The organism is Streptomyces sp. NPDC001406 (assembly GCF_042895285.1).
Classification (GTDB): Bacteria; Actinomycetota; Actinomycetes; order Streptomycetales; family Streptomycetaceae; genus Streptomyces.
In genome coordinates this window covers 67,667-90,098 of record NZ_JBIAWG010000014.1, presented here as the reverse complement: position 1 = coordinate 90,098, position 22,432 = coordinate 67,667, and the positions used below count along the sequence as shown (strand labels likewise).

The following is a 22,432-nucleotide window of genomic DNA, read 5'->3' as shown; positions in this document are numbered from 1 at the left end:
TAGCCGTGGAAACGTCACGCACCCTGCCAAACAGTGGTGATGTTGCAGAACTCGCGGATCCCGTGCCCGGACAGCTCACGCCCGTACCCGGACCGCTTGACCCCGCCGAACGGAAACGCCGGATGCGACGCGGTCATCCCGTTCACATACACGGCACCCGCCTCCAGATCCCGTGCGAACCGCTCCGTCTCGGCCTCGTCACGCGTCCACACATTCGAACTCAGGCCGAACGGGGAGTCGTTGGCGATCAGCACGGCCTCGTCCAGGTCGCCGGCCCGGTACAGCGTGGCGACCGGCCCGAACGCCTCTTCGCGGTGGATCCGCATCTCGCGGGTGATCCCGGCGAGGACGGTCGGCGGGTAGTACCAGCCGGGCCAGTTAGGGCGCTGCCCGCCGCACAGCACGGCCGCCCCGCTGCGCTTCGCGTCGTCGACCAGTTCCTCCAGGTCGGCCCGCCCCTGCTCGCTGGCGAGCGGTCCGACCTCGGTGTCCTCCTGCAGCGGGTCGCCGACCTTGAGCGCCTTCATGCCCGCGACGAACCGCTCCGCGAAGGCGTCGTACACGTCCGTGTGGACGATGAACCGCTTGGCGGCGATGCAGGACTGCCCGTTGTTCTGGACCCGGGCGGTCACCGCGACCTGGGCCGCCCGGTCGATGTCGGCGGAGGGCATGACGACGAACGGGTCGCTGCCGCCCAGCTCCAGCACCGTCTTCTTGACCATGTCCCCGGCTGTGGACGCGACCGCCCGCCCCGCCGGTTCGCTGCCGGTGAGGGTCGCCGCCCTGACGCGCTCGTCGCGCAGGATGCCGTCGACCGCGCCGGAGCCGATCAGCAGGGTCTGGAAGCAGCCCTCGGTGAAGCCGGCCCGGTGGAAGAGGTCCTCCAGATACAGGGCGGTCTGCGGGACGTTGGAGGCGTGCTTGAGCAGACCCACGTTGCCGGCCATCAGGGCCGGGGCGGCGAAGCGGATCACCTGCCACAGCGGGAAGTTCCACGGCATCACGGCGAGCACCGGCCCGAGCGGCCGGTAGCGCACCCGCACCCGGGACGCCCCGGAGTCCGTCACATCGGCATCGGCGGGCTTCTCGTCGGCGAGCAGCGCCTCGGCGTGCTCCGCGTACCAGCGCATCGCCCTGGCGCACTTGGCGGCCTCCGCCCGGGCCTGTGTGACCGGCTTGCCCATCTCGGTGGTCATGATCCGGCCGATGTCCCGCTGGTCCTCGTCCAGGAGATTGGCGGCCTGGAGGAGAAGGCGCCCACGGTCCACGAAGCGGCTCGTCCGGTACGTGCGGAACGTCGCCTCGGCGAGCTGGAGCCGGCGCTCGATCTCCTCCTCGCCCATGGCCTCGTACGTCTTGAGCGTCTCGCCGTTCGCCGGGTTGACCGTCGCGATGGGCATGGCTGACCTCCCTGGGAGCGGGCTTGATTCGACCTTCCCGCGCGTCGGTGACGACCGCAACGCGTGCGTCGCCTACTCGGCCGAGTGCTCCGCCAGCCGGTCCAGGAACGCGGCCTGCGCCGTGACGATCACCCCCCGGGCGCGGTCCAGACCGAACCACTCCACCCGGTCCAGTTCGGGGAACTCCTGGACCCGCCCCGACCTCGGCGGCCACTCCATCGTGAAGGTGCCGGGCTCGATCGACTCCGGGGCCAGGTCGGCCTCGACCGCCCACGCCGTGACGATCTTGCCGTTGGTCTGCCTGACCTCGCCCAGCGGCACGGCCTCTCCGTCGGGCGGCGGCAGGCCCAGCTCCTCCTGGAACTCACGGCGAGCCGCGTCCCAGGCGGACTCGTCGGGTTCGTACTCGCCCTTGGGGACGGTCCACGCCCCGGCCTCCTTCTTGGCGAAGTAGGGGCCGCCCATGTGGCCGAGCAACACCTCCAGGCCGTTGCCGGTGTGCCGGAACAGGAGCAGACCGGCGCTCCGCTTCTCTTTCAAGCCCTCACCTCCGGTTTCTCTCTCAAGCCTTCATCTCCGGGTGCGCGGCCAGCAGCGTTTCGACCGTGTCCGCGTCCTGCGGTCGCTTGTCCTCGCGGTATCGGACCACCCGGGCGAAGCGGAGGGTGACCCCGGCCGGGTAGCGGGAGGAGCGCTGGAGACCGTCGTAGGCGATCTCGACGACGAGTGCGGGGCGTACGGTCACCACCCAGCCGTCGTCCTGGACCGCCAGCCCCTGGAGACGCTCGGTCTGCCAGGTGAGCATGGCGTCCGTCATGCCCTTGAAGGTCTTGCCGAGCATGGCGAAGGTGCCGTCCGGGGTGCGGGCGCCCAGATGGAGGTTGGACAGCTTGCCCGTGCGGCGCCCGTGGCCCCACTCGGCGGCCAGGACGACCAGGTCGAGGGTGTGCACCGGCTTGACCTTCAGCCAGGAGGCGCCGCGCCGCCCCGCGCTGTAGGGGGCGTCCAGAGCCTTGACCACGACTCCCTCGTGGCCGCGCCCGAGCGTCTCGGCCAGGAACTCCTCCGCCCCGGTCACGTCCTGCGGGCCGGACACCACGGTCCGCCGCACCCGCATCGGCTCGGGCACCAGCCGGGCCAGCTCCGCGTGCCGCTGTGCGAACGGCAGGTCGAGCAGATCGCGGCCGTCGACCGCGAGGACGTCGAAGAAGACGGGGGAGACGGGGACCTCCTCGGCGGCCCTCGCCACGTCCATGCGGGAGCCGACCCGCCCCGCGGTCTCCTGGAAGGATCGGGGCCGCCCGTCCGTGCCGAAGGAGAGCACCTCGCCGTCCAGGACGAACCGGTCGCCCGCCAGCTCCAGTGCCGCGGAGGTCACCTCGGGCAGGCGGTCGGTGATGTCGTCGAGGGTGCGGGTGTGGACCCGTACCGTGTCGCCGTCCCGGTGGACCTGGACACGGATGCCGTCCAGCTTCTCCTCCACCGCGCACGCGCCCAGCTTGCCGACCGCCTCCGCCACCGAGGAGGCGGTCTGCGCCAGCATCGGCAGGACCGGGCGGCCGACCGTGAGTCGGAACCCGTCGAGGGCCGCCGGGCCGTCCGCCAGCAGGGCCCCGGCCACGGTCTGGAGCGAACCGGCGAGCATCACCGCCCGGCGTACGTCTGCCGCATCGGCGCCCGTCGCCGCGGCCAGCCCCTCCACGGCCACGGCGTCCAGGGCGCCCTGGCGCACCTCGCCGGTGATCAGCCCGAACAGGAAGCGCTGCTCGTCCTCGGTGGCCGCCCCCATCAACTCGCCGACCAGCCGGGCCCGTTCCGCCTGGGAGCCGGGCCCGGAGACCTTGCCGAGCTCGGTGAGCCGGGCGTCGACCTCGCGCACGGTGAGCGAGGGCTGCGCGGCCGGCGGTACCTTCCGGCTCAGCACCTTCCAGCCGATGCCGAGCCGCCCCTGCGGGAGCCGTCCCGCCAGATACGGGATGACGATCGGCACGTCGTCCGCCTCCGCGTCCCGGAACAGCTCCGCGAGCAGGGCGGTCTTCCGGGACCGTGCCGCGGTGGCGGCGACCTCCCGGGACACTTGGGCGAGCCGGGTCAGCAGCATGCAGCCATGGTGCAACGCGGGCGCCGGGACTACACCCGTAGGGTCGCGTCGAGGTCGGCGAGGAGCAGTTCCCCGTTGATGGCCGCGCCGGCCCGGTAGCCGCGGCCGGCCGCGTTGTCCACCTGCTCGGCGAAGCCGCCGGCGTTGCCCGCCGCCCACAGAGCGGTGACTACACCCGTAGGGACGCGTCGAGGTCGGGGAAGAGCAGTCCCGTTGGTGGCTGCCCCGGCCTGGTAGTCGCGGTCGGCCGCGTTGTCCACCTGCTCGGCGAAGCCGCTCGCGTTGCCCGCCGCCCACAGAGCGGTGACTACACCCGTAGGGACGCGTCGAGGTCGGCGAAGAGCAGTTCCCCGTTGATCGCCGCCCCGGCCCGGTAGCCGCGGCTGGCCGCGTTCACCACCTGCTCGGCGAAGCCGCTCGCGTTGCCCGCCGCCCACAGCCCGGGAACGGTCGTCAGACCGCGCTCGTCGATCACCGGGTACGTGCCGAAGGGCGTCTCGCGCATCTCGGCGCCCAGCCGGGCCAGGAGATCCGTCCGCGGTACGGCACGCGGCGCCACGAACAGCACCTCGCGGGAGTGCACCGTGCCGTCCGTGAGCCGGACCCCGGTGAGCCGGTCCTCTTCGGCCGTCACCTGCGCCACTTCGCCCGGCACCACGCTGACCCCGGCCGCCGCCAGCCGGCGCAGGTCGTCGTCGGCGAGCTCCGACTCGGCGACCCGGTGCAGGAAGAGGGTCACGTCCTTGGACCACTGGGTCACCATCAGCGCCTGGTGCACGCTCAGCGGGGTCGAGGCGAGCACCCCGAACGCGCGGTCGCGCACCTCCCAGCCGTGGCAGTACGGGCAGTGCAGCACATCCCGGCCGAATCGCTCGGCCAGGCCCGCGACCGGCGGCAGCTCGTCCTTCAGCCCGGTCGCGACGACCAGTTGCCGCGCCCGGACGTCGCGCCCGCTCGCCAGGACCACCGTGAAGTCCCCGTCCCGTCGGACGTCCACCGCCCGGTCCCGGACCAGCTCCACGCCGTACCGCGCGATCTCCTCGCGTCCCACGGCGAGGAACTCGGCCGGTGACATGCCGTCCCGCGAGAGATAACCCTGCATGTGCGCGGCGGGCGCGTTGCGCGGCTCGCCCGCGTCGACGACCAGCGTGCGGCGCCGGGCGCGGCCCAGGACGAGCGCGGCGGACAGCCCGGCCGCGCCGCCTCCGACGACGACGACCTCGTAGTGATCGGTGTTCTCGGTCATGGATGACCACCTCCGCGGCCGACGGTCGCGCGCCCCCTGTCGGATTGACAAACTTGTTTGCCGAAACTGCAATACGGACATGACCACCGACGACGTTCTCGCGGGCGTGGGCCCCCGGCTGCGGCGGATCCGCAAGGAGCGGGAGGTGACCCTCGCGGCGCTGTCCGAGGCGACCGGCATCTCCGTCAGCACCCTCTCGCGGCTGGAGTCCGGCCTGCGCAAACCCAGCCTGGAGCTGCTGCTGCCGATCGCGCAGGCCCATCAGGTGCCGCTGGACGAACTGGTGGGCGCCCCGCCGGTCGGCGATCCCCGGGTGCGGGGCAAGCCGATCGTGCGACACGGACGCACCCACTGGCCGCTCACCCGGCAGCCGGGCGGGCTCCAGGCGTTCAAGGTGCTGGAGCCGCAGCGGGTGATGGAACCCGATCCGCGGACCCATGAGGGCTACGAGTGGCTGTACGTCCTGTCCGGCCGGCTGCGGCTGGTGCTGGGGGAGCACGACGTGGTGCTCACCGCGGGGGAGGCCGCGGAGTTCGACACGCGGGTGCCGCACTGGTTCGGCTCGACGGGGGAGGGACCGGCGGAATTCCTGAGCCTGTTCGGAGCGCAGGGCGAGCGGATGCACGTACGGGCACGCCCCTCGCGCCCTCGACGCGAAGGCACGTGACACGCGAGACTGTTCCCTGATGGCAAGCGACCGCTTAGTATGCGATCGACCCCGGTCAGACGAAGCAGTCCCGTGGAGGCACCGCATGCAGGCATGGCAAGTGCACGAGAACGGCGAGCCGAGCGAGGTGATGCGGCTCCAGGAGGTGGAGCGGCCCACACCCACCGACGGCCAGGTCCTGCTGAAGGTGCGTGCCGCCAACATCAACTTCCCGGACGTGCTGATGTGCCGCGGCCACTACCAGGTGCGGCCACCGCTCCCGTTCACTCCCGGGGTGGAGATCTGCGGTGAGACCGAGGACGGCCGCCGGGTGCTCGCCAACCCGGCGCTGCCGTACGGCGGTTTCGCCGAGTACGCCGTCGCCGACGCCGCCGCGGTGCTGCCGGCACCCGACTCCCTCGACGACGCGGAGGCCGCCGCGCTGCACATCGGCTACCAGACGGGCTGGTTCGGCCTGCACCGCCGGGCCGGTCTGGAGGCCGGCGAGACGCTGCTCGTCCACGCCGCCGCGGGCGGGGTCGGCAGCGCGGCCGTGCAGCTCGGCAAGGCGGCCGGCGCCAAGGTCATCGGTGTCGTGGGCGGCCCCGACAAGGCCGCCGTCGCTCGTGACCTGGGCTGCGACGTGGTGATCGACCGGCGCGGCGAGGACGTCGTCGCCGCGGTGAAGGAGGCCACCGGGGGCCGCGGCGCCGATGTGATCTATGACCCGGTCGGCGGCGAGGCCTACACACAGTCCACCAAGGTCGTCGCCTTCGAGGGCAGGATCGTGGTCGTGGGTTTCGCGAGCGGCACCATCCCCAGCCCGGGGCTCAACCACGCCCTGGTGAAGAACTACTCGATCCTCGGCCTGCACTGGGGCCTGTACAACACCAAGAACCCGAAGCTGGTCCAGCACTGTCACGAGCAGCTCACCGAGCTGGCCGCCCGGGGCGCGATCAGGCCGCTGGTGAGCGAGCGCGTGCCGCTGGACGGGGCCGCGGCCGCCGTGCAGCGGGTCGCCGACGGTGTCACCACCGGCCGGGTCGCCGTCGTACCGTCGCTGGAGAACGGAGCCGCCGCATGACCGACGCAGTCGAACTCAAGCGCCGCACGGCGGAGTTGCTGGCCGCACACCCGCCCGCGACCACCGACCGCCTGGACTTCCTGAGGGCCCGCTTCGACGCGGGGCTCGCCTGGGTGCACTACCCCGAGGGCCTCGGCGGCCTCGGTGCCCCGCGCACTCTCCAGGCCGTGGTGGACGCGGAGCTGGAGGCCGCGGGCGCCCCCGACAACGACCCGCGGCGCATCGGCATCGGCCTCGGCATGGCGGCGCCGACGATCCTGCGCTACGGCACCGAGGAGCAGAAGCGGCGGTACCTCGGGCCCCTGTGGACGGGCGAGGAGGTCTGGTGCCAGCTGTTCAGCGAGCCGGGCGCCGGCTCCGACCTGGCCGCGCTCGGCACCCGTGCCGTGCGCGAGGGCGAGGACTGGGTGGTCAACGGGCAGAAGGTGTGGACCTCCAGCGCCCACATCGCCCGCTGGGCCATCCTGATCGCCCGCACCGACCCGGACGTGCCCAAGCACGCGGGCATCACCTACTTCATCTGCGACATGACCGACCCGGGCGTCGAGGTGCGGCCGCTGCGGCAGATCACCGGCGAGGCCGAGTTCAACGAGGTCTTCCTCACGGACGTTCGCATTCCCGACTCCCGCCGCCTCGGCGACGTCGGCGACGGCTGGCGGGTCGCGCAGACCACCCTGAACAACGAGCGCGTCGCGATCGGCGGCATGCGGCTGCCCCGCGAGGGCGGCATGATCGGCCCGATCTCCAAGTCCTGGCGCGAACGCCCCGAGCTGCGCACCCACGACCTGCACCAGCGCCTGCTCAAGGTGTGGGTCGAGGCCGAGGTCGTCCGGCTCACCGGTGAACGCCTGCGCCAGCAGCTCGCCGTAGGACAGCCCGGCCCCGAGGGCGCCGGCATGAAGCTCGCCTTCGCCCGCCTCAACCAGGAGATCAGCGGCCTGGAGGTGGAACTCGGCGGCGAGGAGGGCCTGCTGTACGACGACTGGACCATGCGCCGCCCCGAACTGGTGGACTTCGTCGGCCGCGACGCCGGCTACCGCTATCTGCGCGCCAAGGGCAACAGCATCGAGGGCGGGACCAGCGAGGTCCTGCTGAACATCGTCGCCGAGCGCGTCCTGGGCCTGCCCGCCGAGCCGCGCACCGACAAGGACGTCGCCTGGAAGGACCTCGCCCGATGAGCACACAGCCGGATCTTCTCTACTCCGAGGAGGAAGAGGCGCTGCGCGCCGCCGTCCGCGACCTGCTCACGGACCACTGCGACGCGGCGGGTGTCATCACCCGCACCGAGTCGGACGCCCCGCACGACCTCGCCCTGTGGAAGGCACTCGCCGAAGGCATGGGCCTGGCCGGACTCCTGGTTCCGGAGGCACAGGGCGGCCAGGGCGCCTCGCATCGCGAAGCCGCCGTGGTCCTGGAGGAGTTGGGCCGCGCCGTGGCCCCCGTGCCCTACCTCACCAGCGCGGTCGTGGCCACCGAGGCCTTGCTGGCCTGCGGGGACGAGGACCTGCTCGGCCGGCTCGCCTCGGGCCGGACCATCGGCGTCCTTGCCGTCGCCCTGCACACCGCGCCGGGCGCCGCGGTCAGGACCGTACGCGTCGAGGACGGCCGGCTGCACGGCGAGCTGACCGGGATCGCGGACGCGGCCGCGGCCGACGTCCTGCTGGTCCCGGCTGCCGACGGCGGCCTTTACGCGGTCGGCGCGGACGCCGTCACGGTCACCCCGCAGACCTCCCTGGACCTGACCCGGCCGGTGGCCACCGTCACCCTCGACGGGGCCGCCGGACGCCGCCTGGGCGATGCGGAACCGGCCGTACGACGGGCTCTGCGGGCCGGGGCCGGGCTGCTGGCCTCCGAGCAACTCGGCGTCGCGGACTGGGCGCTGACCGAGACGGTCCGGTATCTGAAGGAGCGCAAGCAGTTCAACCGGCAGGTCGGCGGCTTCCAGGCGCTCAAGCACCGGCTGGCCCAGCTGTGGCTGGAGGTGGTCAACCTCCGGGCCGCCGCGCGGAAGTCCGCCGACGCGCTCTCCACCGGCGAGGACGCGGAGGTCTCGGTCGCCGTCGCCCAGGCCTATGCGTCCAGCGTCGCCGTGCACGCCGCCGAGGAGGCGCTCCAGCTCCACGCCGGTATCGGCATGACCTGGGAGCACCCGATCCACCTCTACCTCAAGCGGGCGAAGGCCGATTCGATCGCCTATGGCACAGCGGGCGCCCACCGCGAGGCACTGGCCGAACTGGTCGACCTCCAGGCACCCTGACCGCACCACGAGAGGCCCGCCCACCTGGGGCGGGCCTCTTCGCGCGCAAGTGAACAGAGGACGGCGGTCCGGACAACTCCCCGCAGGAAAGGGCTACTTGGGCACGGATCGAACGCATACTCCCTTCGGTCCCATACGGCCCTACAAGGGAGGCAGAGCATGGCCCTCACCACCCGTCGCAGAGCCCTCACCACCCTCGGCGCCGCCCTCGCGGGCACTTTCGCGCTGCCCGCCGCACAGGCCTGGGCGGGCGGCGGCCACCACGGCCCGCGTCCGCTGTGGCGCGCCCACGCCCACAACGACTACGAGCACCCGCGACCCCTGTTCGATGCCCTCGACCACCGATTCGGCAGCGTCGAGGCCGACATCTTCCTCGTCGGCGAGCAGCTCCTCGTCGCCCACGACGCCACCGAGCTCGATCCGACCCGCACCCTCGAATCCCTCTACCTCGACCCGCTGGCCGCCCGCGTCAAGGCCAACCACGGCTCCGTCTACCGGGGTTGGCGCAGGCCCCTGCAGCTCCTCATCGACATCAAGACCGAGGGCTCGTCGACCTACCTCGAACTCGACCGCCACCTCCAGCGCTACAAGCACCTGTTCACGACGTTCGCGCACGGACGCGTCCACCCCGGCCCGGTCACCGCCGTGATCTCCGGCGACCGCGCCGCACGCGTGCCGATGGAGGCCCAGACCGTGCGCCGGGCGTTCTACGACGGCCGGCTCACCGACCTCGGCACCTCGGCGCCCGCCTCCTTCATCCCGCTGATCTCCGACAACTGGACCCTCAACTTCAGCTGGCTGGGCGACGGTCCGTTCCCGGACGCCGAGCGCCAGAAGCTGCGGAGCATCATCAAGGCCGCGCACGCACGTGGGCAGCGGGTCCGGTTCTGGGCCACACCGGACGCGGCCGGTCCGGCGCGGGACGCGCTGTGGACGGAGCTCCTCGCCGCGGACGTCGACTACTTCAACACGGACGACCTGGCGGGTCTGGAAGCGTTCCTGGACGCCCGTCCCACCGCCTGACATCCGCCCAACCCCCCCACGGCAGGACGACACCACACGATCGGAGGACACGTCAGCCGCCCGGATGAACCCTCCGCTACGCCACACTTGCGGCCTAACGCCGCGAAATGGGCGTGGCGGAGGAGGTTCGCGATGGCCGTTTCCATCTCTGTGGTGCTGCTGCTCCTGATCCTGGCCGTGATCTTCATGCGCAACGGCGCACTGAAGATCTCCCACGCTCTGGTCTGCATGCTGCTCGGCTTCTACCTGGCGAGCACGAGCATGGCGCCCACCATCAGCAACGGGCTCACCGCGACCGCGGACCTGGTGAGCAGCCTGCGGCCCTGAGTCACGGCGCCGAGAAGACCCCGATGCCGTTCGGTACGGGGCGCTCGGCGCCGCCGCTGGGGTGGTTGCGTACCGACGCGGTGCTCTCGCCCGGTGTGCGGGCGACCAGCGTCGTGGACCCGCCGCCGTCCAGGCTGAACGCGTCGGTCGATCCCAACTTCCGCATCTGGGCGGCGACTTCGGCGATCGTCATTCCGCTGCGGTAGGCGGGCGCCCCGTCCAGCGCGAACAGCACCAGTCGGCGTCCGCCGGACGCGAAGCCCACGGCGGTGCGCACGGCCGCGGTGGCGTTGTCGAGACCGGCCAGCGGCTGCCCGTCGCGGAGGACCGGATATCCGCCGAGAGCGAAGCGGTAGGGGGTCTTGGACGCGGACGGCAGCAGCCGGGTGGAGACGCTCACCCGCTCGCCCAGGGACAGCTTGCGCAGTTGCTGGGCGCCCGCCTCCCGGCCCACCAGGACCGTGGTGCCCGCTCCGATGGGCCCTTTGCCCGGGGTGGTGGAGGCCGACACGACCTGGCCGCCGCGGACCGTCACCTCGTAGGTGTCCTTGCTGCACGCGGCGGCCCGGTCGGTGTCGGTGCCGCAGGTGGCGCGCATCCGGGAGACGCTGCCCCACCGTGCGGTGTACGCGCCGACGGAACCCACCGGCAGCGCGTACTGGTTGAGGCCGCGGATCGGCAGCGGCCCCTCGGCCGTGCGGACGGTCCCGAGCAGTGTGAGCCGGTCCAGGCGGGCCCGCCGGTCCACGCCCACGCCGAAGACCTCCCTGGTGTTCGTACCGGGCGGCAGCGAGGGCCCGAACCGCTGTCCGGTCGGCACCGCCGCCTTGAGCACGTGGCCGTGCGCGATCGCCGGTCCCACGCTCGCACCCGTCGCCTCGACTCCGGGGTGCTGGGTCTCGGTGATGTTGAAGAAGTCGCCGTTGACGCCCCCGACCGCGCCCGCGGAGTTCGCGAGCTTCGAGACGGGGGTGCGGGCGGCCACCGCGCCCGGGTACAGCAGGTCGAGGTGCACATGCGTATTGCGCAGGTCGACGAGCAGCACATGGGCGTGGGTCACGCCCTTGGCCGCCGCGATGTCGAACTGCTCGTAGGAGACGCCCTGCGCGATCGGGACGGTCTTCCGAACGGCGTCGGCCGGTGACGCCCCCGTCAGGGCCGCACCGGCCAGCACACCGAACGTCGTGAGGACCGTCAGTACGGTTCTTCCAGCGGTCAACTGCTTGTGACGACGCGTCACTTCTCCCCCTGAAGTCTCGTCAACTCTGCCAGGACTCAGGGGAAGTGCACCAGAACGCGGTTTCCGCCGGGGTGGCTAGACCTCTATGACACGAGAACGGGTGAGAAAACGTACCCCCTCGGGTGCTTCCAGCGAGAAACCGCTCCCTCGGCCGGGCACCACGTCCACGATCAGCCGCGTGTGGCGCCAGGCCTCGTACTGGCTCCGCGACATCCAGAAGGTGACCGGCTCGCCGACGCCCTCGACCTCCAGCTCGGCCAGCAGCACGTCGGAGCCGCCGGTGCGGAACTCGCCGTCCGGATAGCACATGGGCGCGCTGCCGTCGCAGCAGCCGCCCGACTGGTGGAACATCAGCGGCCCGTGCGAGGCGCGCAGCCGGCGCACCAGGTCGGCGGCCTGCGGGGTGAGTTCGACGCGGGGGATGTCCTGATCCATGGTCACCGTCCTGGGGCGTGACGTGGCGTGGTGAGGCGTCGGGTCCGGCCGGGTAGGGCCGGGTCGGGTCGGGTCGGTCCAGTCTCACGGTTCGCCGGGGGCCCGTCCAGCACTGCTTCTCATCGGCCGAGGGCCCTATGGACACCCTTTGCCCGGGGCGGCACAGTGAGGGAACGGTGCCGGACGGCGGGGGGCGTCATGAGCAACGCGTCGGGGGACGAGTCCTCGATACTGACCGAGCAGAACACCGACGAGGCGATGCGGCGGCTGCGTGCCATGTCCGTCTCCCATGCCCAGGCCGTACGACTGGCCAATGTGCGGATGGGTATCTCCGTGCTCCTGGCGGCCGCCGGTCTCGTCAGCACGGTCAAACCGTCGTGGGCGGTACCGGTGACCGTGCTCGGCGGGGTCTGGGCCGTCGCGTACTCCGTCGGCCTCACCTCCTGGGAGGACGGCGCGGCCCGGCGAGCGGCGCTGCTCCAGGAACTGTTCGACGTACGGCTCTACGGCCTGCCGTGGAACGACGTCCTGGTCGGTGCGCCACCCGGCGCGCAGCAGGTCAGCGGTCTCAGCCGGCGCTTCCGGGGCGACGAGCACGAACTGCGCGACTACTACGAGGTGCCCGACCTGCCGCGCCCCTATGACGTGCTGGCCTGTCAGCAGCAGAACCTCGGCTGGGGAGCCCGGGTCCGGCGCCGGTACGCCCGGGTCCTGCTGGCGTTCGTGCTGACCTGGCTGGCGGCGGGACTGGTGGCCGGCGTGGCCGCGGGCCTGAGCGTGCTGGACCTGGCACTGCAGTGGTACGTGCCTTCGCTGGCCGCGGTGATGATGGGGCTGGACACCTGTCGTACGCAGTGGAGCGTGGCGGCGGAGCGGGAGCGGGTGCTGGCCCTGCTGGACCGCGCGGTCGCGGAGCGCGGCGGGAGCGACCGGCTGCTGGGGCTGGCCCGGCAGGTGCAGGACGTGATCTTCCAGTCGCGGCAGCACAACACACGCGTCCCGAACTGGTACTTCCGACGCTTCCGAAGCGCGGACCGAGCCGATTTCCAGGCCGCCATGGCCGAGTTGCAGAACGTGGTCCGGCGAACGACGACCCAGTGGGGCTGAGCCGGCCCCGGTGACGAGTACCGGGGGCTGCGCGCGTCACCGCACCGGGTGCTTGCTCATGATCGAGATCCGGTTGAACGCGTTGATCGTGACCGCCACCCAGATCACCGCGGATATCTGGTCGTCGGTGAGCACCTCCCGCGCGGCGGCATACGCGGCCTCCTGGGCGACGGCGTCGCACGGTTCGGTGGTCGCCTCGGCCAGGGCGAGCGCGGCGCGCTCCAGCGGGGTGAACACCTCGGTGTCCCGCCAGGCCGCCAGCACCCCCAGCCGGCGTGTCGTCTCACCGGCGCGCAGGGCGGCCCGGGTGTGGACGTCCAGGCAGTAGGCGCAGCCGTTGATCTGCGACACGCGCAGGTTGATCAGCTCCACGACGGTGCGGTCCAGGTCCGCCTCGGCCGCGGTGGTGCGCACCGCCTCGGACGTCTGCACCAGGGCGTGGTACGGCTTGGGGCTCTGCTTGTCGACGAAGATCCGCCGGTCCGCCGACCCGGGCGCGGGGCTGCTGCTCAATCTGGGGCTCCCTCGGGCATAACCACTGAGGCTATATTGTTGAATTCGAAACTATCATGATTTCGAGAGGTGGTTCCGATGGGCGAGGCCGACGCGGCGACGACCGATGAGTGGAAGGTCGACATACTCACCCCGCGTGACGTGCCCCTGGGCGGCCCCAGGGCGATGACCGTGCGCCGCACGCTGCCACAGCGGGCCCGGACCCTGATCGGCGCCTGGTGCTTCGCCGACCACTACGGCCCGGACGACGTCGCCCGGACCGGCGGCATGGAGGTCGCCCCGCATCCGCACACCGGGCTGCAGACGGTGAGCTGGCTGTTCAGCGGCGAGATCGAGCACCGGGACAGCCTCGGCAGCCATGCGTACGTACGGCCCGGCGAGCTGAACCTCATGACGGGCGGGTACGGCATCAGCCACTCCGAGGTCTCCACCCCGCGGACCACCGTCCTGCACGGCGTGCAGCTCTGGGTGGCCCTGCCCGGCGAACACCGGGACGCCGAGCGGGCCTTCCAGCACTACGTGCCCGAGCCGGTGCGGATCGACGGCGCCGAGGTCAGGGTCTTCCTCGGCGCCCTCGCCGGAGCCGTCTCGCCGGTACGGACCTTCACGCCCCTCCTCGGAGCCGAGATCACCCTCGAACCGCAAGCGGCGATCACGCTCGCGGTTGACCCCGGCTTCGAACACGGCCTCCTCGTCGACCACGGGCACGTCCGCGCGGCCGGCACCGCGCTGCGCCCTGCCGAACTGGGCTGCATCCACCCCGGAACCGAGACCCTGACCCTCGTCAACGAGTCGGACGAGCCCGCTCGCGCGGTCCTGCTCGGCGGAACCCCGTTCGAGGAACAGATCGTCGTGTGGTGGAACTTCATCGGCCGCACTCACGAGGACATCGTCCGGGCCCGAGAGGAATGGGAGAACGCCTCCGACCGTTTCGGGGCCGTCGACGGATACCCCGGGGACCGGCTGCCGGCCCCGGCCCTGCCGAACGCCAACCTCGCACCGCGCGGCAATCCACCGCGCGACTGAACGGCAGCCGGCGAACCACATGCGAGGGGCCGCACCCCGCCGAACCGCACTTCAACGAACCGCACCCCTCCATGAACCGCACCCCATGAACCGCATCCGAAGGGAATCGCGATGAACCAGCCTTCCACGGCACCGACCGTCGAGCGTGTGGACGCCCGGCACCGCTACGAGATCAAGGTCGACGGCGAACGCGCCGGCCTCACCGCATACCGCGACCGCGGTGAGCAGCGCGTTTTCTTCCACACCGAGATCGACGACGCCCACGCCGGGCAGGGCCTGGCCGGGCAGCTGGTCCAGCAGGCGCTCACCGACGTGCGCGCACTGGGCAAGCGCATCGTGCCGGTCTGCCCCTACGTGGCCAAGTTCCTGCTGAAGCACGAGGAGTTCGCCGACATCACCGACCCCGTGACGCCTGACGTCCTGAAGTGGCTGGAGGCGGAACTGGGCTGATGCCGCGCCCCCAGCGCCATGCCCCGCCGCACGGGTGAGCCGTGTCTCACGCGTGCGGCGGCTCTTGTCTATGCAACGAGTTGCATAGCAGGATCAAGGGCATGGCGCTCGAGCACGCGATCCTCGTCTCCCTGCTGGAGAAGCCGGGCTCCGGCTATGAGCTGGCCCGGCGGTTCGACCGGTCCATCGGCTACTTCTGGACCGCCACGCACCAGCAGATCTACCGCGTGCTCAAGCGCATGGAGAGCGACGGCCTGCTCGCCGTCCGCGAGGTGCCGCAGCAGGGCCGGCCGGACAAGCGGGAGTACTCCGTCGCCGGCCCCGGCCGCACGGCCCTCTCCCAGTGGCTGCACGAGCCGATCGAGCCCGAGAGCATCCGTCATGAACTCGCCGTGAAGATCCGCGGCGCGGCCTTCGACGACCCCGCCGCGCTCGTCCGCGAGGTGGAGCGGCACCACCAGGTGCACAGCGACCGGCTCGCGCACTACCTCGCCGGCGAGCTGCGTGACTTCACCGGGCCCGACGCGCCCGCTCCGCTCGACGCCGGCCAGGAACTGCAGCACGTCGTGCTGCGCGGCGGCATCGCCTACGAGCGGATGACGGTCGCCTGGCTCGACGACGTCCTCACCACCCTCCACCGCCTCGCCGGCACGCCCCCGCCCTCCGCCTGAACCACGTTCGACCGACCCCTGCCCCCGACCCCTCAGAAGGTGGACCTCCCATGGCCGACCCCCTGCTCTTCAACCCGCACACCTACGACCCGGCGCACTTCGACCCCGAGACCCGCAGGCTGCTGCGCGCCACCGTCGACTGGTTCGAGGAGCGCGGCAAGCGGAAGCTGATCGAGGACTACCGCTCCCGCGCCTGGCTGGGCGACTTCCTCGCCTTCGCCGCGAAGGAGGGCCTGTTCGCCACCTTCCTCACCCCGGCCTCCGCCGCGTCGGCCGATTCCCAGGACCAGCGCTGGGACACCGCCCGGATCGCCGCCCTCAACGAGATATTCGGGTTCTACGGCCTCGACTACTGGTACGCGTGGCAGGTGACGATCCTCGGTCTCGGCCCCGTCTGGCAGAGCGACAACGCCGCGGCGCGCGGCCGGGCGGCGGAACTCCTGTCCCAGGGAGAGGTCTTCGCCTTCGGCCTGTCCGAGAAGACCCACGGCGCCGACATCTACTCCACCGACATGCTGCTGGAGCCCGACGGCAACGGCGGCTTCCGGGCCACCGGCTCCAAGTACTACATCGGCAACGGCAACGCCGCCGGACTCGTCTCCGTCTTCGGCCGCCGCACCGACATCGAGGGCCCCGACGGGTACGTCTTCTTCGCCGCCGACAGCCGCCACCCGGCGTACCACCTGGTGAAGAACGTCGTCGACTCCTCCAAGTACGTCAGCGAGTTCCGCCTGGAGAACTACCCGGTCGCCCCCGAGGACGTGCTGCACACCGGCCGCGCCGCCTTCGACGCGGCCCTCAACACCGTCAACGTCGGCAAGTTCAACCTCTGCACCGCCTCGATCGGCATCTGCGAGCACGCGATGTACGAGGCCGTCACCCACGCGCACAACCGCATCCTCTACGGCCGCCCCGTCACCGCCTTCCCGCATGTGCGCCGGGAGCTGGCCGACGCGTACGTCCGGCTCGTCGGGATGAAGCTGTTCAGCGACCGCGCCGTCGACTACTTCCGCTCGGCCGGCCCCGACGACCGCCGCTATCTGCTCTTCAACCCGATGACGAAGATGAAGGTGACCACGGAGGGCGAGAAGGTCATCGACCTGATGTGGGACGTCATCGCCGCCAAGGGCTTCGAGAAGGACAACTACTTCGCCCAGGCCGCCGTCGAGATCCGGGGGCTGCCCAAGCTCGAGGGCACGGTGCACGTCAACCTCGCGCTGATCCTCAAGTTCATGCGCAACCATCTGCTGGAGCCGGTGGCGTACCCCGCCGTGCCGACCCGGCTCGACGCCGCCGACGACGACTTCCTGTTCCGGCAGGGGCCGGCCCGTGGCCTGGGTTCCGTACGCTTCCACGACTGGCGCACGGCCTACGACGCGTACGCCGACGTGCCGAACGTCGCCCGCTTCCGCGAGCAGGCCGACGCCCTGTGCGAGTTCGTGGCCACCGTCGCCCCCGATGAGCGCCAGAGCCGCGACCTCGACTTCCTGCTCTCGGTGGGCCAGCTGTTCGCGCTGGTGGTGCACGGACAGCTGATCCTGGAGCAGGCCCGCCTGACCGACCTGGACGAGTCGGTGCTCGACGAACTGTTCTCCGTGCTGGTCCGCGACTTCTCCGGGCACGCCGTCGAACTGCACGGCAAAGACTCCGCCACGGAGGCCCAGCAGCGCTGGGCACTCGGCGCGGTCCGGCGTCCCGTGATCGACGAGGCACGTTCGGCACGGGTCTGGGAGCGCGTCGAGGCACTGTCCGGCGCGTACGAGATGGCGCCGTAACAGCACGGCCGGGGCCGGACGACCGCCGAGCCGCCCGGCCCGGGGGAGATCCCGGGCCGGGCAGCTCCTTCGGCGCTGCTAGAAGAAGCCCAGCTTCTTGGCGGAGTAGCTGACCAGCAGGTTCTTCGTCTGCTGGTAGTGCTCCAGCATCATCTTGTGCGTTTCGCGGCCGATCCCGGACTGCTTGTAGCCGCCGAACGCCGCGTGGGCGGGGTACGCGTGGTAGCAGTTCGTCCAGACGCGGCCCGCCTGGATCGCGCGGCCCGCGCGGTACGCGGTGTTGGCGTCGCGGGTCCACACACCGGCGCCGAGACCGTACAGCGTGTCGTTGGCGATCTTGATGGCGTCGTCGAAGTCGTCGAAGGACGCCACGGAGACCACCGGGCCGAAGATCTCCTCCTGGAAGATCCGCATCCGGTTGTCGCCCTGGAAGATGGTCGGCTGGACGTAGTAGCCGCCCTTCAACTCGCCGTCGTACTCGATGCGTTCGCCGCCCGTCAGGATCTTCGCGCCCTCCTGGCGGCCGATGTCCAGGTAGGAGAGGATCTTCTCCAGCTGGTCGTTGGAGGCCTGGGCGCCGATCATGGTGTCCGTGTCCAGGGGGTGCCCCGGCTTGATCAGCCGGGTGCGGGCCACCGCCGCTTCGAGGAACTCCGCGTAGTGGCCGCTCTGGACCAGTGCCCGGGACGGGCAGGTGCAGACCTCGCCCTGGTTGAGCGCGAACATCGTGAAGCCCTCGAGGGCCTTGTCCCGGAAGTCGTCGTCACGCGCCCAGACGTCGTCGAAGAAGATGTTCGGGGACTTGCCGCCCAGCTCCAGCGTGACCGGCTTGATGTTCTCCGAGGCGTACTGCATGATCAGCCGCCCCGTCGTCGTCTCCCCGGTGAACGCGACCTTGGCCACCCGCGGGCTGGACGCGAGCGGCTTGCCCGCCTCCACCCCGAAGCCGTTGACGATGTTCACCACGCCCGGCGGCAGCAGGTCCGCGATCAGGCTCATCCAGTAGTGGATGGAGGCCGGGGTCTGCTCGGCCGGCTTGATGACGACCGCGTTGCCCGCGGCGAGGGCCGGCGCCAGCTTCCAGGTCGCCATCAGGATCGGGAAGTTCCACGGGATGATCTGTGCCACCACACCGAGTGGCTCGTGGAAGTGGTACGCCACCGTGTCGTCGTCGACCTGGCTCAGCGAGCCCTCCTGCGCCCGGATCACGCCCGCGAAGTACCGGAAGTGGTCGATGGCGAGCGGGATGTCGGCCGCCAGCGTCTCGCGCACCGGCTTGCCGTTCTCCCAGCTCTCGGCCACCGCCAGCGGTTCAAGGTAGGCCTCCATACGGTCGGCGATCTTGAGGAGGATGTCGGAGCGCTCCGTCACCGACGTACGGCCCCAGGCCGGAGCCGCCGCGTGCGCCGCGTCCAGTGCCCGCTCCACGTCCTCCGCGGTGCCGCGCGCGATCTCGGTGAACGGCTGCCCGTTCACCGGGGACGGGTTCTCGAAGTACTGCCCGCGAGCCGGCGGCACATACTCGCCGCCGATGAAGTGGTCGTAGCGCGCCTGGTAGGAGACGATCGCGCCCTCGGTACCGGGCGCCGCGTAACGGGTCATGCTGGTCTGCCTCCTTCAGAAGCGCTGCCCGCCGTTGGGCAGCTCCCGCCGGGAGGGTAGGAACGCGGACGTTGCAACCACGTTGCGCGCCGGGTCAGCGCGGTGTCCGACGGGCCGGCAGCGCCAGCTCCGACTCCAGCGCCGCCAGATGCGCCCGTACCGTCGCCGTCGGCCGCACCGCCGCGAGCGCCCACCACACTTCGAGGTCGTCCTCGCCCCAGGGCGCGTGCGCCCAGTCCGCCAGAAGGTCCGGATCGCGCCGCGCGATCAGCGCCGTGCGCAGCCCGTCGGCGAGACGCCGCCTGAGCCGCACCACCGCCGGTGCCTGCGAGCCGGGCAGCAGCGGACCGGAGTACGCCGCCACGGCCGCGGTGACCGCCCCTGACTCCAGACGCCGCTCCACCACGGCGACGTCCGACTCGACCGGAGCCGTCAACCGGTACGGCCTCGACGCGAGCATGCCCGGGCCGAGCAGCCTGCGCAGCCGGGCCAGTTCGGCGCGCAGCGTCACCGGCGTCACCGACTCGTCCTCGTACAGCGCGCACAGCAACTCGTCCCCGGTCAGTCCCTCCGGATGCCGGGCCAGCAGCACCATCAGCTCGCTGTGCCGACGGCTGAGCCTGATCCGGCGGCCGTCCAGCACAAGCTCGGCCTCGTCCCGGCCCAGCCCCGTCAGCCCGGACGTCCGGTCCGTGGGCCGCGGCGGGTCGAGCAGCGCGAGCTGCGACTCGGCGGCGCGCGCCACGGCCTGGACGAACCCCAGGCTGTGCGGATGGGCCAGATCGTCGCCGCCCGTGAGGTCCACGGCGCCGAGCACCCGCCCGGTGCGCGGATCGTGCACCGGTGCGGCCGCACAGGTCCACGGCTGCACCCGGCGGATGAAGTGCTCCGCCGCGAAGACCTGCACCGGCCGGCCGACGGCGACCGCCGTGCCCGGTGCGTTCGTCCCGACCGCGGTCTCCGCCCAGCGCGCACCCGGGACGAAGTTCATCCGGTCGGCCCGACGCCGAGTGCTCGGATGACCCTCGACCCACAACAGCCTGCCGTGCGCGTCGCACACGGCGAGCAGATGCTCGCCGTCGGACGCGAACGTGCCCATCAACTCGCGGAACAGCGGCATCACCCGGGCCAGCGGATGCTCCGCCCGATACGTTCCGAGTTCCCCGTCCATGAGCTCCACGCTCGCGCTGCCGTCCGGCCCCACACCAGCCCGCGCGGAACGCCGCCACGAGTCCGCCACCACCGCCCGCACCGGTAGCGGCACGGTGCCGGCCGTGGTGAACGTCTCGTGCGCCCGGCGCAGCGCCCGTACGCGCTCGGCAGGGTCGGCCCCCGGCTCCAGGGCCACCCACGGATCGGACAACTCGGCCTCCCGAACTGCGATGCTGGGGACATCGTCACTCGGGGTGTTCACGCGGGCAACAGGTTCGACTCCGGCCTACGTGAAATTGACCAGTCCGATGTACCGGTCCCAGTCCCAGTCCGGCCCCGGATCCGTGTGGTCGGAGCCCGGCACCTGGTAGTGCCCGATGATGTGGTCCCGGTCCTTGGGGATGTCGTACGTGGCGCAGATCGCCGCGGTCAGCTTCGCCGACTCCGCGTACAGGGCGTCGGTGAAGTAGGCGGGCTGATCCACCCAGCCCTCGTGCTCGATGCCGACGCTGCGGGTGTTGTAGTCCCAGTTCCCCGCGTGCCAGGCGACATCGGCCTCGCGCACGCACTGCGCGACGTGCCCGTCGACCGACCGCACCACATAGTGCGCGGACACCTCCTTCTTCGGGTTCTGGAAGATCGACAATGTGTCGGTGTACGACTCCTGTGTGACGTGGATGATCACGCGGTCGACGCGATAGCTGCCGGGCCGGTCGGACGCCGTGTAGTTGGAGGTGCTGGCCGCCCGCCACTCGGCGAGCGGGTAGTCGACGGCGCGGGACTGCGCACCGGCCCGCGCGTCGGGGAGCAGCGCGTACGGCACGGCGGCGAGAGCGGCGCCCTTGAGGAACCGTCGCCTGCTGGGGATCGGTCTTGCCCGGTCCATGGTCGGTTGCCTTTCCATCGTGGGGGGTTCGGGGGCACGCGGCACGCAGTCACCGGCGGAGACCTTCGGCGGTCTCGCACAGCCGGGCGTGCAGCCCGCGGTAAGTCTCGCGCTTCGGCAGCCGGTCCTTGCGGAGCTTGGCCACGCACGTGTAATTGGTGTCGCACACGTTCGCCAACGGTGATTCCACCGCCTGGGTTGCGAATTGATACGCGTCCAGTTGCCCGAACCCGTAGTCGCGCACCAGCCACTGCACCAGGTCCAGCTGGGATATCCGGAAGGCGTCCTCCAACGGACGCGCCGAGCCGGTCGAGATGATGTGCGTGTCCGACTCCAGACGCGGCCATGGGGTGGCGGCCCCCTTGAGGAGCTCGACGATCACCACCGTGTTCATCGCGCACTCGACCGCCACCCCGCGGGTCTCGCCCTCACCCTGCCGGGCATGCCCGTCACCGAGGCTGAGCAGCGCGCCCTCGACGTTCACCCCGAGATAGCAGGTGACGCCGGCCCGCATCTCGGGCGTGTCCATGTTCCCGCCGTGCGCGTCGGGCACCATGGCCGAGCGCACCTCCAGATTGGCGGGGGCCACGCCCACGGTGCCGTGCATCGGGTCCAGGGGCAGCTCGATCTCGATGTCGCCCTCGTGCGCCCGGAACAGAGCCGTACGCCGGGTCCGGTCCAGTGACCAGATCCATACCGTCTCCGGCAGCGGCGGCTGCAGCGTGGCCGTGGTGTGCGTCGAGGTGAGCGCCCCGAACAGGGCGACGGTGGTCGACGCGGCCCAGTCCCGGGCCGGTTCGATCGACACGAAGTGCACGGCGACCGTGTCGCCCGGCTCCGCGCCCTCGATGTGGAAGGGGCCCGTCTGCGGATTCAGGAACGGGAACTCGCAGACCTCGGAGACCAGATCCTTCTCGGACCGCACCCGGCCCGCGAAGCAGTCCTCCGTGTACAGATCCAGGACGGTGCCGGGCACGATCCGCGCCACGGGCGGTGCCCCGCCGAACGTCCAGGCGTACTCGCCGGGTTCGGGGCGCACCGTCAGGATGCGAGGGTCGGTCATCGCTGCACAGCTCCGTTCTGCCGTTGGCGGGTTGGGCGCGGGTGAGGTGGGTGAGACGGGTGAGATGGGTCAGGCGGGTTCGACGAGGTGGGCTCGGGCGGTCGCCGGTGGTCGCCGGTGGTCGCCGGTGGTCGTGGGCGGTCGCCGGTGGTCGCGGCCGGTCCGGCCCGGATGACGCCGTGTCAGCACGACCTGCGCCGCGCCCGGATCGGACACCCCGTCCATCAGGCAATGCCGACCGCCGTGATGCACGTTGCGGCGGTGCCTCGCGTGAATCACGGTACGGGGATCGCGGGTTGGGCAGAAGGCCGTCACGTGGTTCGGTGGACGACGCCGGGACTGTGGACAATTCGGCCACTCGATCGGGTGGCCCTGTGACGGTCCTGTGACCGGAGGAGTGGCCTCCGCCACAGCCTGCCGTGATCGCG

General features: G+C 71.4%; 23 protein-coding genes. 11 read left to right on the top strand and 12 right to left on the bottom strand.

The window, feature by feature from the left end; genetic code table 11:
- Window positions 1–14 precede the first annotated feature (14 nt).
- From ACFY1J_RS31495 to ACFY1J_RS31475, 5 genes are all read right to left on the bottom strand, one after another.
- The gene (locus tag ACFY1J_RS31495; protein ID WP_390710441.1) at window positions 15–1,400 is read right to left on the bottom strand and encodes an NADP-dependent succinic semialdehyde dehydrogenase; all 1,386 of its coding nucleotides are present in this window, start codon (window positions 1,398–1,400) and stop codon (window positions 15–17) included.
- A 72-nt stretch (window positions 1,401–1,472) separates the two neighbouring features.
- Window positions 1,473–1,940 (bottom strand): NUDIX domain-containing protein, encoded by a 468-nt coding sequence (locus tag ACFY1J_RS31490; protein ID WP_390710442.1) that lies wholly within the window; start codon window positions 1,938–1,940, stop codon window positions 1,473–1,475.
- A 22-nt stretch (window positions 1,941–1,962) separates the two neighbouring features.
- Complete coding sequence (locus ACFY1J_RS31485; RefSeq protein ID WP_390732426.1) at window positions 1,963–3,501, bottom strand: ATP-dependent DNA ligase; 1,539 nt, start codon at window positions 3,499–3,501, stop codon at window positions 1,963–1,965.
- A gap of 29 nt (window positions 3,502–3,530) precedes the next feature.
- Window positions 3,531–3,761 (bottom strand): hypothetical protein, encoded by a 231-nt coding sequence (locus tag ACFY1J_RS31480; protein ID WP_390732425.1) that lies wholly within the window; start codon window positions 3,759–3,761, stop codon window positions 3,531–3,533.
- Window positions 3,762–3,808: 47 nt separating this feature from the next.
- Window positions 3,809–4,747 (bottom strand): NAD(P)/FAD-dependent oxidoreductase, encoded by a 939-nt coding sequence (locus ACFY1J_RS31475; protein ID WP_390710444.1) that lies wholly within the window; start codon window positions 4,745–4,747, stop codon window positions 3,809–3,811.
- Between the two features lie 79 nt (window positions 4,748–4,826).
- Here ACFY1J_RS31475 and ACFY1J_RS31470 point away from each other — a divergent pair, with 79 nt between their 5' ends.
- The 6 genes from ACFY1J_RS31470 to ACFY1J_RS31445 all read left to right on the top strand — a co-directional run bounded on the left by ACFY1J_RS31470 (window position 4,827) and on the right by ACFY1J_RS31445 (window position 10,084).
- Window positions 4,827–5,414 carry a helix-turn-helix domain-containing protein gene (locus ACFY1J_RS31470; RefSeq protein ID WP_390710445.1) on the top strand — a complete coding sequence of 196 codons (588 nt, stop codon included), beginning with the start codon at window positions 4,827–4,829 and terminating at the stop codon, window positions 5,412–5,414.
- 85 nt (window positions 5,415–5,499) lie between these two features.
- The gene (locus tag ACFY1J_RS31465; protein ID WP_390710446.1) at window positions 5,500–6,477 is read left to right on the top strand and encodes an NADPH:quinone oxidoreductase family protein; all 978 of its coding nucleotides are present in this window, start codon (window positions 5,500–5,502) and stop codon (window positions 6,475–6,477) included.
- Window positions 6,474–7,655 (top strand): acyl-CoA dehydrogenase family protein, encoded by a 1,182-nt coding sequence (locus ACFY1J_RS31460; RefSeq protein WP_390710447.1) that lies wholly within the window; start codon window positions 6,474–6,476, stop codon window positions 7,653–7,655. Before ACFY1J_RS31465 ends, ACFY1J_RS31460 begins: the two co-directional genes overlap by 4 nt.
- Window positions 7,652–8,734 carry an acyl-CoA dehydrogenase family protein gene (locus ACFY1J_RS31455; protein WP_390710448.1) on the top strand — a complete coding sequence of 361 codons (1,083 nt, stop codon included), beginning with the start codon at window positions 7,652–7,654 and terminating at the stop codon, window positions 8,732–8,734. Before ACFY1J_RS31460 ends, ACFY1J_RS31455 begins: the two co-directional genes overlap by 4 nt.
- Window positions 8,735–8,893: 159 nt before the next feature.
- Complete coding sequence (locus ACFY1J_RS31450) at window positions 8,894–9,757, top strand: phosphatidylinositol-specific phospholipase C/glycerophosphodiester phosphodiesterase family protein (protein WP_390710449.1); 864 nt, start codon at window positions 8,894–8,896, stop codon at window positions 9,755–9,757.
- A gap of 132 nt (window positions 9,758–9,889) precedes the next feature.
- Window positions 9,890–10,084 carry a hypothetical protein gene (locus ACFY1J_RS31445; RefSeq protein WP_316759088.1) on the top strand — a complete coding sequence of 65 codons (195 nt, stop codon included), beginning with the start codon at window positions 9,890–9,892 and terminating at the stop codon, window positions 10,082–10,084.
- Window position 10,085: 1 nt separating this feature from the next.
- Here the strand turns inward: ACFY1J_RS31445 and ACFY1J_RS31440 are convergent, their stop codons facing one another.
- On the bottom strand, window positions 10,086–11,324 hold the full coding sequence (locus ACFY1J_RS31440; protein ID WP_390710450.1) for a phosphodiester glycosidase family protein: 1,239 nt from the start codon (window positions 11,322–11,324) through the stop codon (window positions 10,086–10,088).
- Between the two features lie 75 nt (window positions 11,325–11,399).
- Complete coding sequence (locus tag ACFY1J_RS31435) at window positions 11,400–11,759, bottom strand: DUF779 domain-containing protein (protein ID WP_390710451.1); 360 nt, start codon at window positions 11,757–11,759, stop codon at window positions 11,400–11,402.
- A gap of 198 nt (window positions 11,760–11,957) precedes the next feature.
- Here ACFY1J_RS31435 and ACFY1J_RS31430 point away from each other — a divergent pair, with 198 nt between their 5' ends.
- Complete coding sequence (locus tag ACFY1J_RS31430) at window positions 11,958–12,866, top strand: S-4TM family putative pore-forming effector (RefSeq protein ID WP_390710452.1); 909 nt, start codon at window positions 11,958–11,960, stop codon at window positions 12,864–12,866.
- Between the two features lie 36 nt (window positions 12,867–12,902).
- On the opposite strand, the gene ACFY1J_RS31425 is transcribed toward ACFY1J_RS31430, so the two are convergent.
- Window positions 12,903–13,379 carry a carboxymuconolactone decarboxylase family protein gene (locus ACFY1J_RS31425; RefSeq protein WP_390710453.1) on the bottom strand — a complete coding sequence of 159 codons (477 nt, stop codon included), beginning with the start codon at window positions 13,377–13,379 and terminating at the stop codon, window positions 12,903–12,905.
- Window positions 13,380–13,457: 78 nt separating this feature from the next.
- On the opposite strand from ACFY1J_RS31425, the gene ACFY1J_RS31420 reads away from it, so the two are divergent.
- The 4 genes from ACFY1J_RS31420 to ACFY1J_RS31405 all read left to right on the top strand — a co-directional run bounded on the left by ACFY1J_RS31420 (window position 13,458) and on the right by ACFY1J_RS31405 (window position 17,301).
- Window positions 13,458–14,405 (top strand): pirin family protein, encoded by a 948-nt coding sequence (locus ACFY1J_RS31420; RefSeq protein WP_390732424.1) that lies wholly within the window; start codon window positions 13,458–13,460, stop codon window positions 14,403–14,405.
- Window positions 14,406–14,516: 111 nt separating this feature from the next.
- A complete protein-coding gene (locus tag ACFY1J_RS31415; RefSeq protein ID WP_390710455.1) occupies window positions 14,517–14,855 on the top strand; it encodes a GNAT family N-acetyltransferase in 339 nt (112 codons plus the stop codon).
- Window positions 14,856–14,956: 101 nt separating this feature from the next.
- Window positions 14,957–15,526, top strand: coding sequence for a PadR family transcriptional regulator (locus ACFY1J_RS31410; protein ID WP_390710456.1), 570 nt, complete (start codon window positions 14,957–14,959; stop codon window positions 15,524–15,526).
- Window positions 15,527–15,576: 50 nt separating this feature from the next.
- On the top strand, window positions 15,577–17,301 hold the full coding sequence (locus ACFY1J_RS31405) for an acyl-CoA dehydrogenase family protein (RefSeq protein WP_390732423.1): 1,725 nt from the start codon (window positions 15,577–15,579) through the stop codon (window positions 17,299–17,301).
- A gap of 78 nt (window positions 17,302–17,379) precedes the next feature.
- Here the strand turns inward: ACFY1J_RS31405 and adh are convergent, their stop codons facing one another.
- The 4 genes from adh to ACFY1J_RS31385 form a co-directional block, all read right to left on the bottom strand.
- Window positions 17,380–18,903, bottom strand: coding sequence for an aldehyde dehydrogenase (adh, locus tag ACFY1J_RS31400; RefSeq protein ID WP_390710458.1), 1,524 nt, complete (start codon window positions 18,901–18,903; stop codon window positions 17,380–17,382).
- 94 nt (window positions 18,904–18,997) lie between these two features.
- On the bottom strand, window positions 18,998–20,266 hold the full coding sequence (locus tag ACFY1J_RS31395) for a GAF domain-containing protein (RefSeq protein WP_390732422.1): 1,269 nt from the start codon (window positions 20,264–20,266) through the stop codon (window positions 18,998–19,000).
- Between the two features lie 75 nt (window positions 20,267–20,341).
- Window positions 20,342–20,941, bottom strand: a complete 600-nt coding sequence (locus ACFY1J_RS31390) for an N-acetylmuramoyl-L-alanine amidase (RefSeq protein ID WP_390710460.1) — start codon at window positions 20,939–20,941, stop codon at window positions 20,342–20,344.
- Between the two features lie 49 nt (window positions 20,942–20,990).
- A complete protein-coding gene (locus ACFY1J_RS31385) occupies window positions 20,991–22,004 on the bottom strand; it encodes an acetamidase/formamidase family protein (protein WP_390710461.1) in 1,014 nt (337 codons plus the stop codon).
- Between the last annotated feature and the right edge of the window lie 428 nt (window positions 22,005–22,432).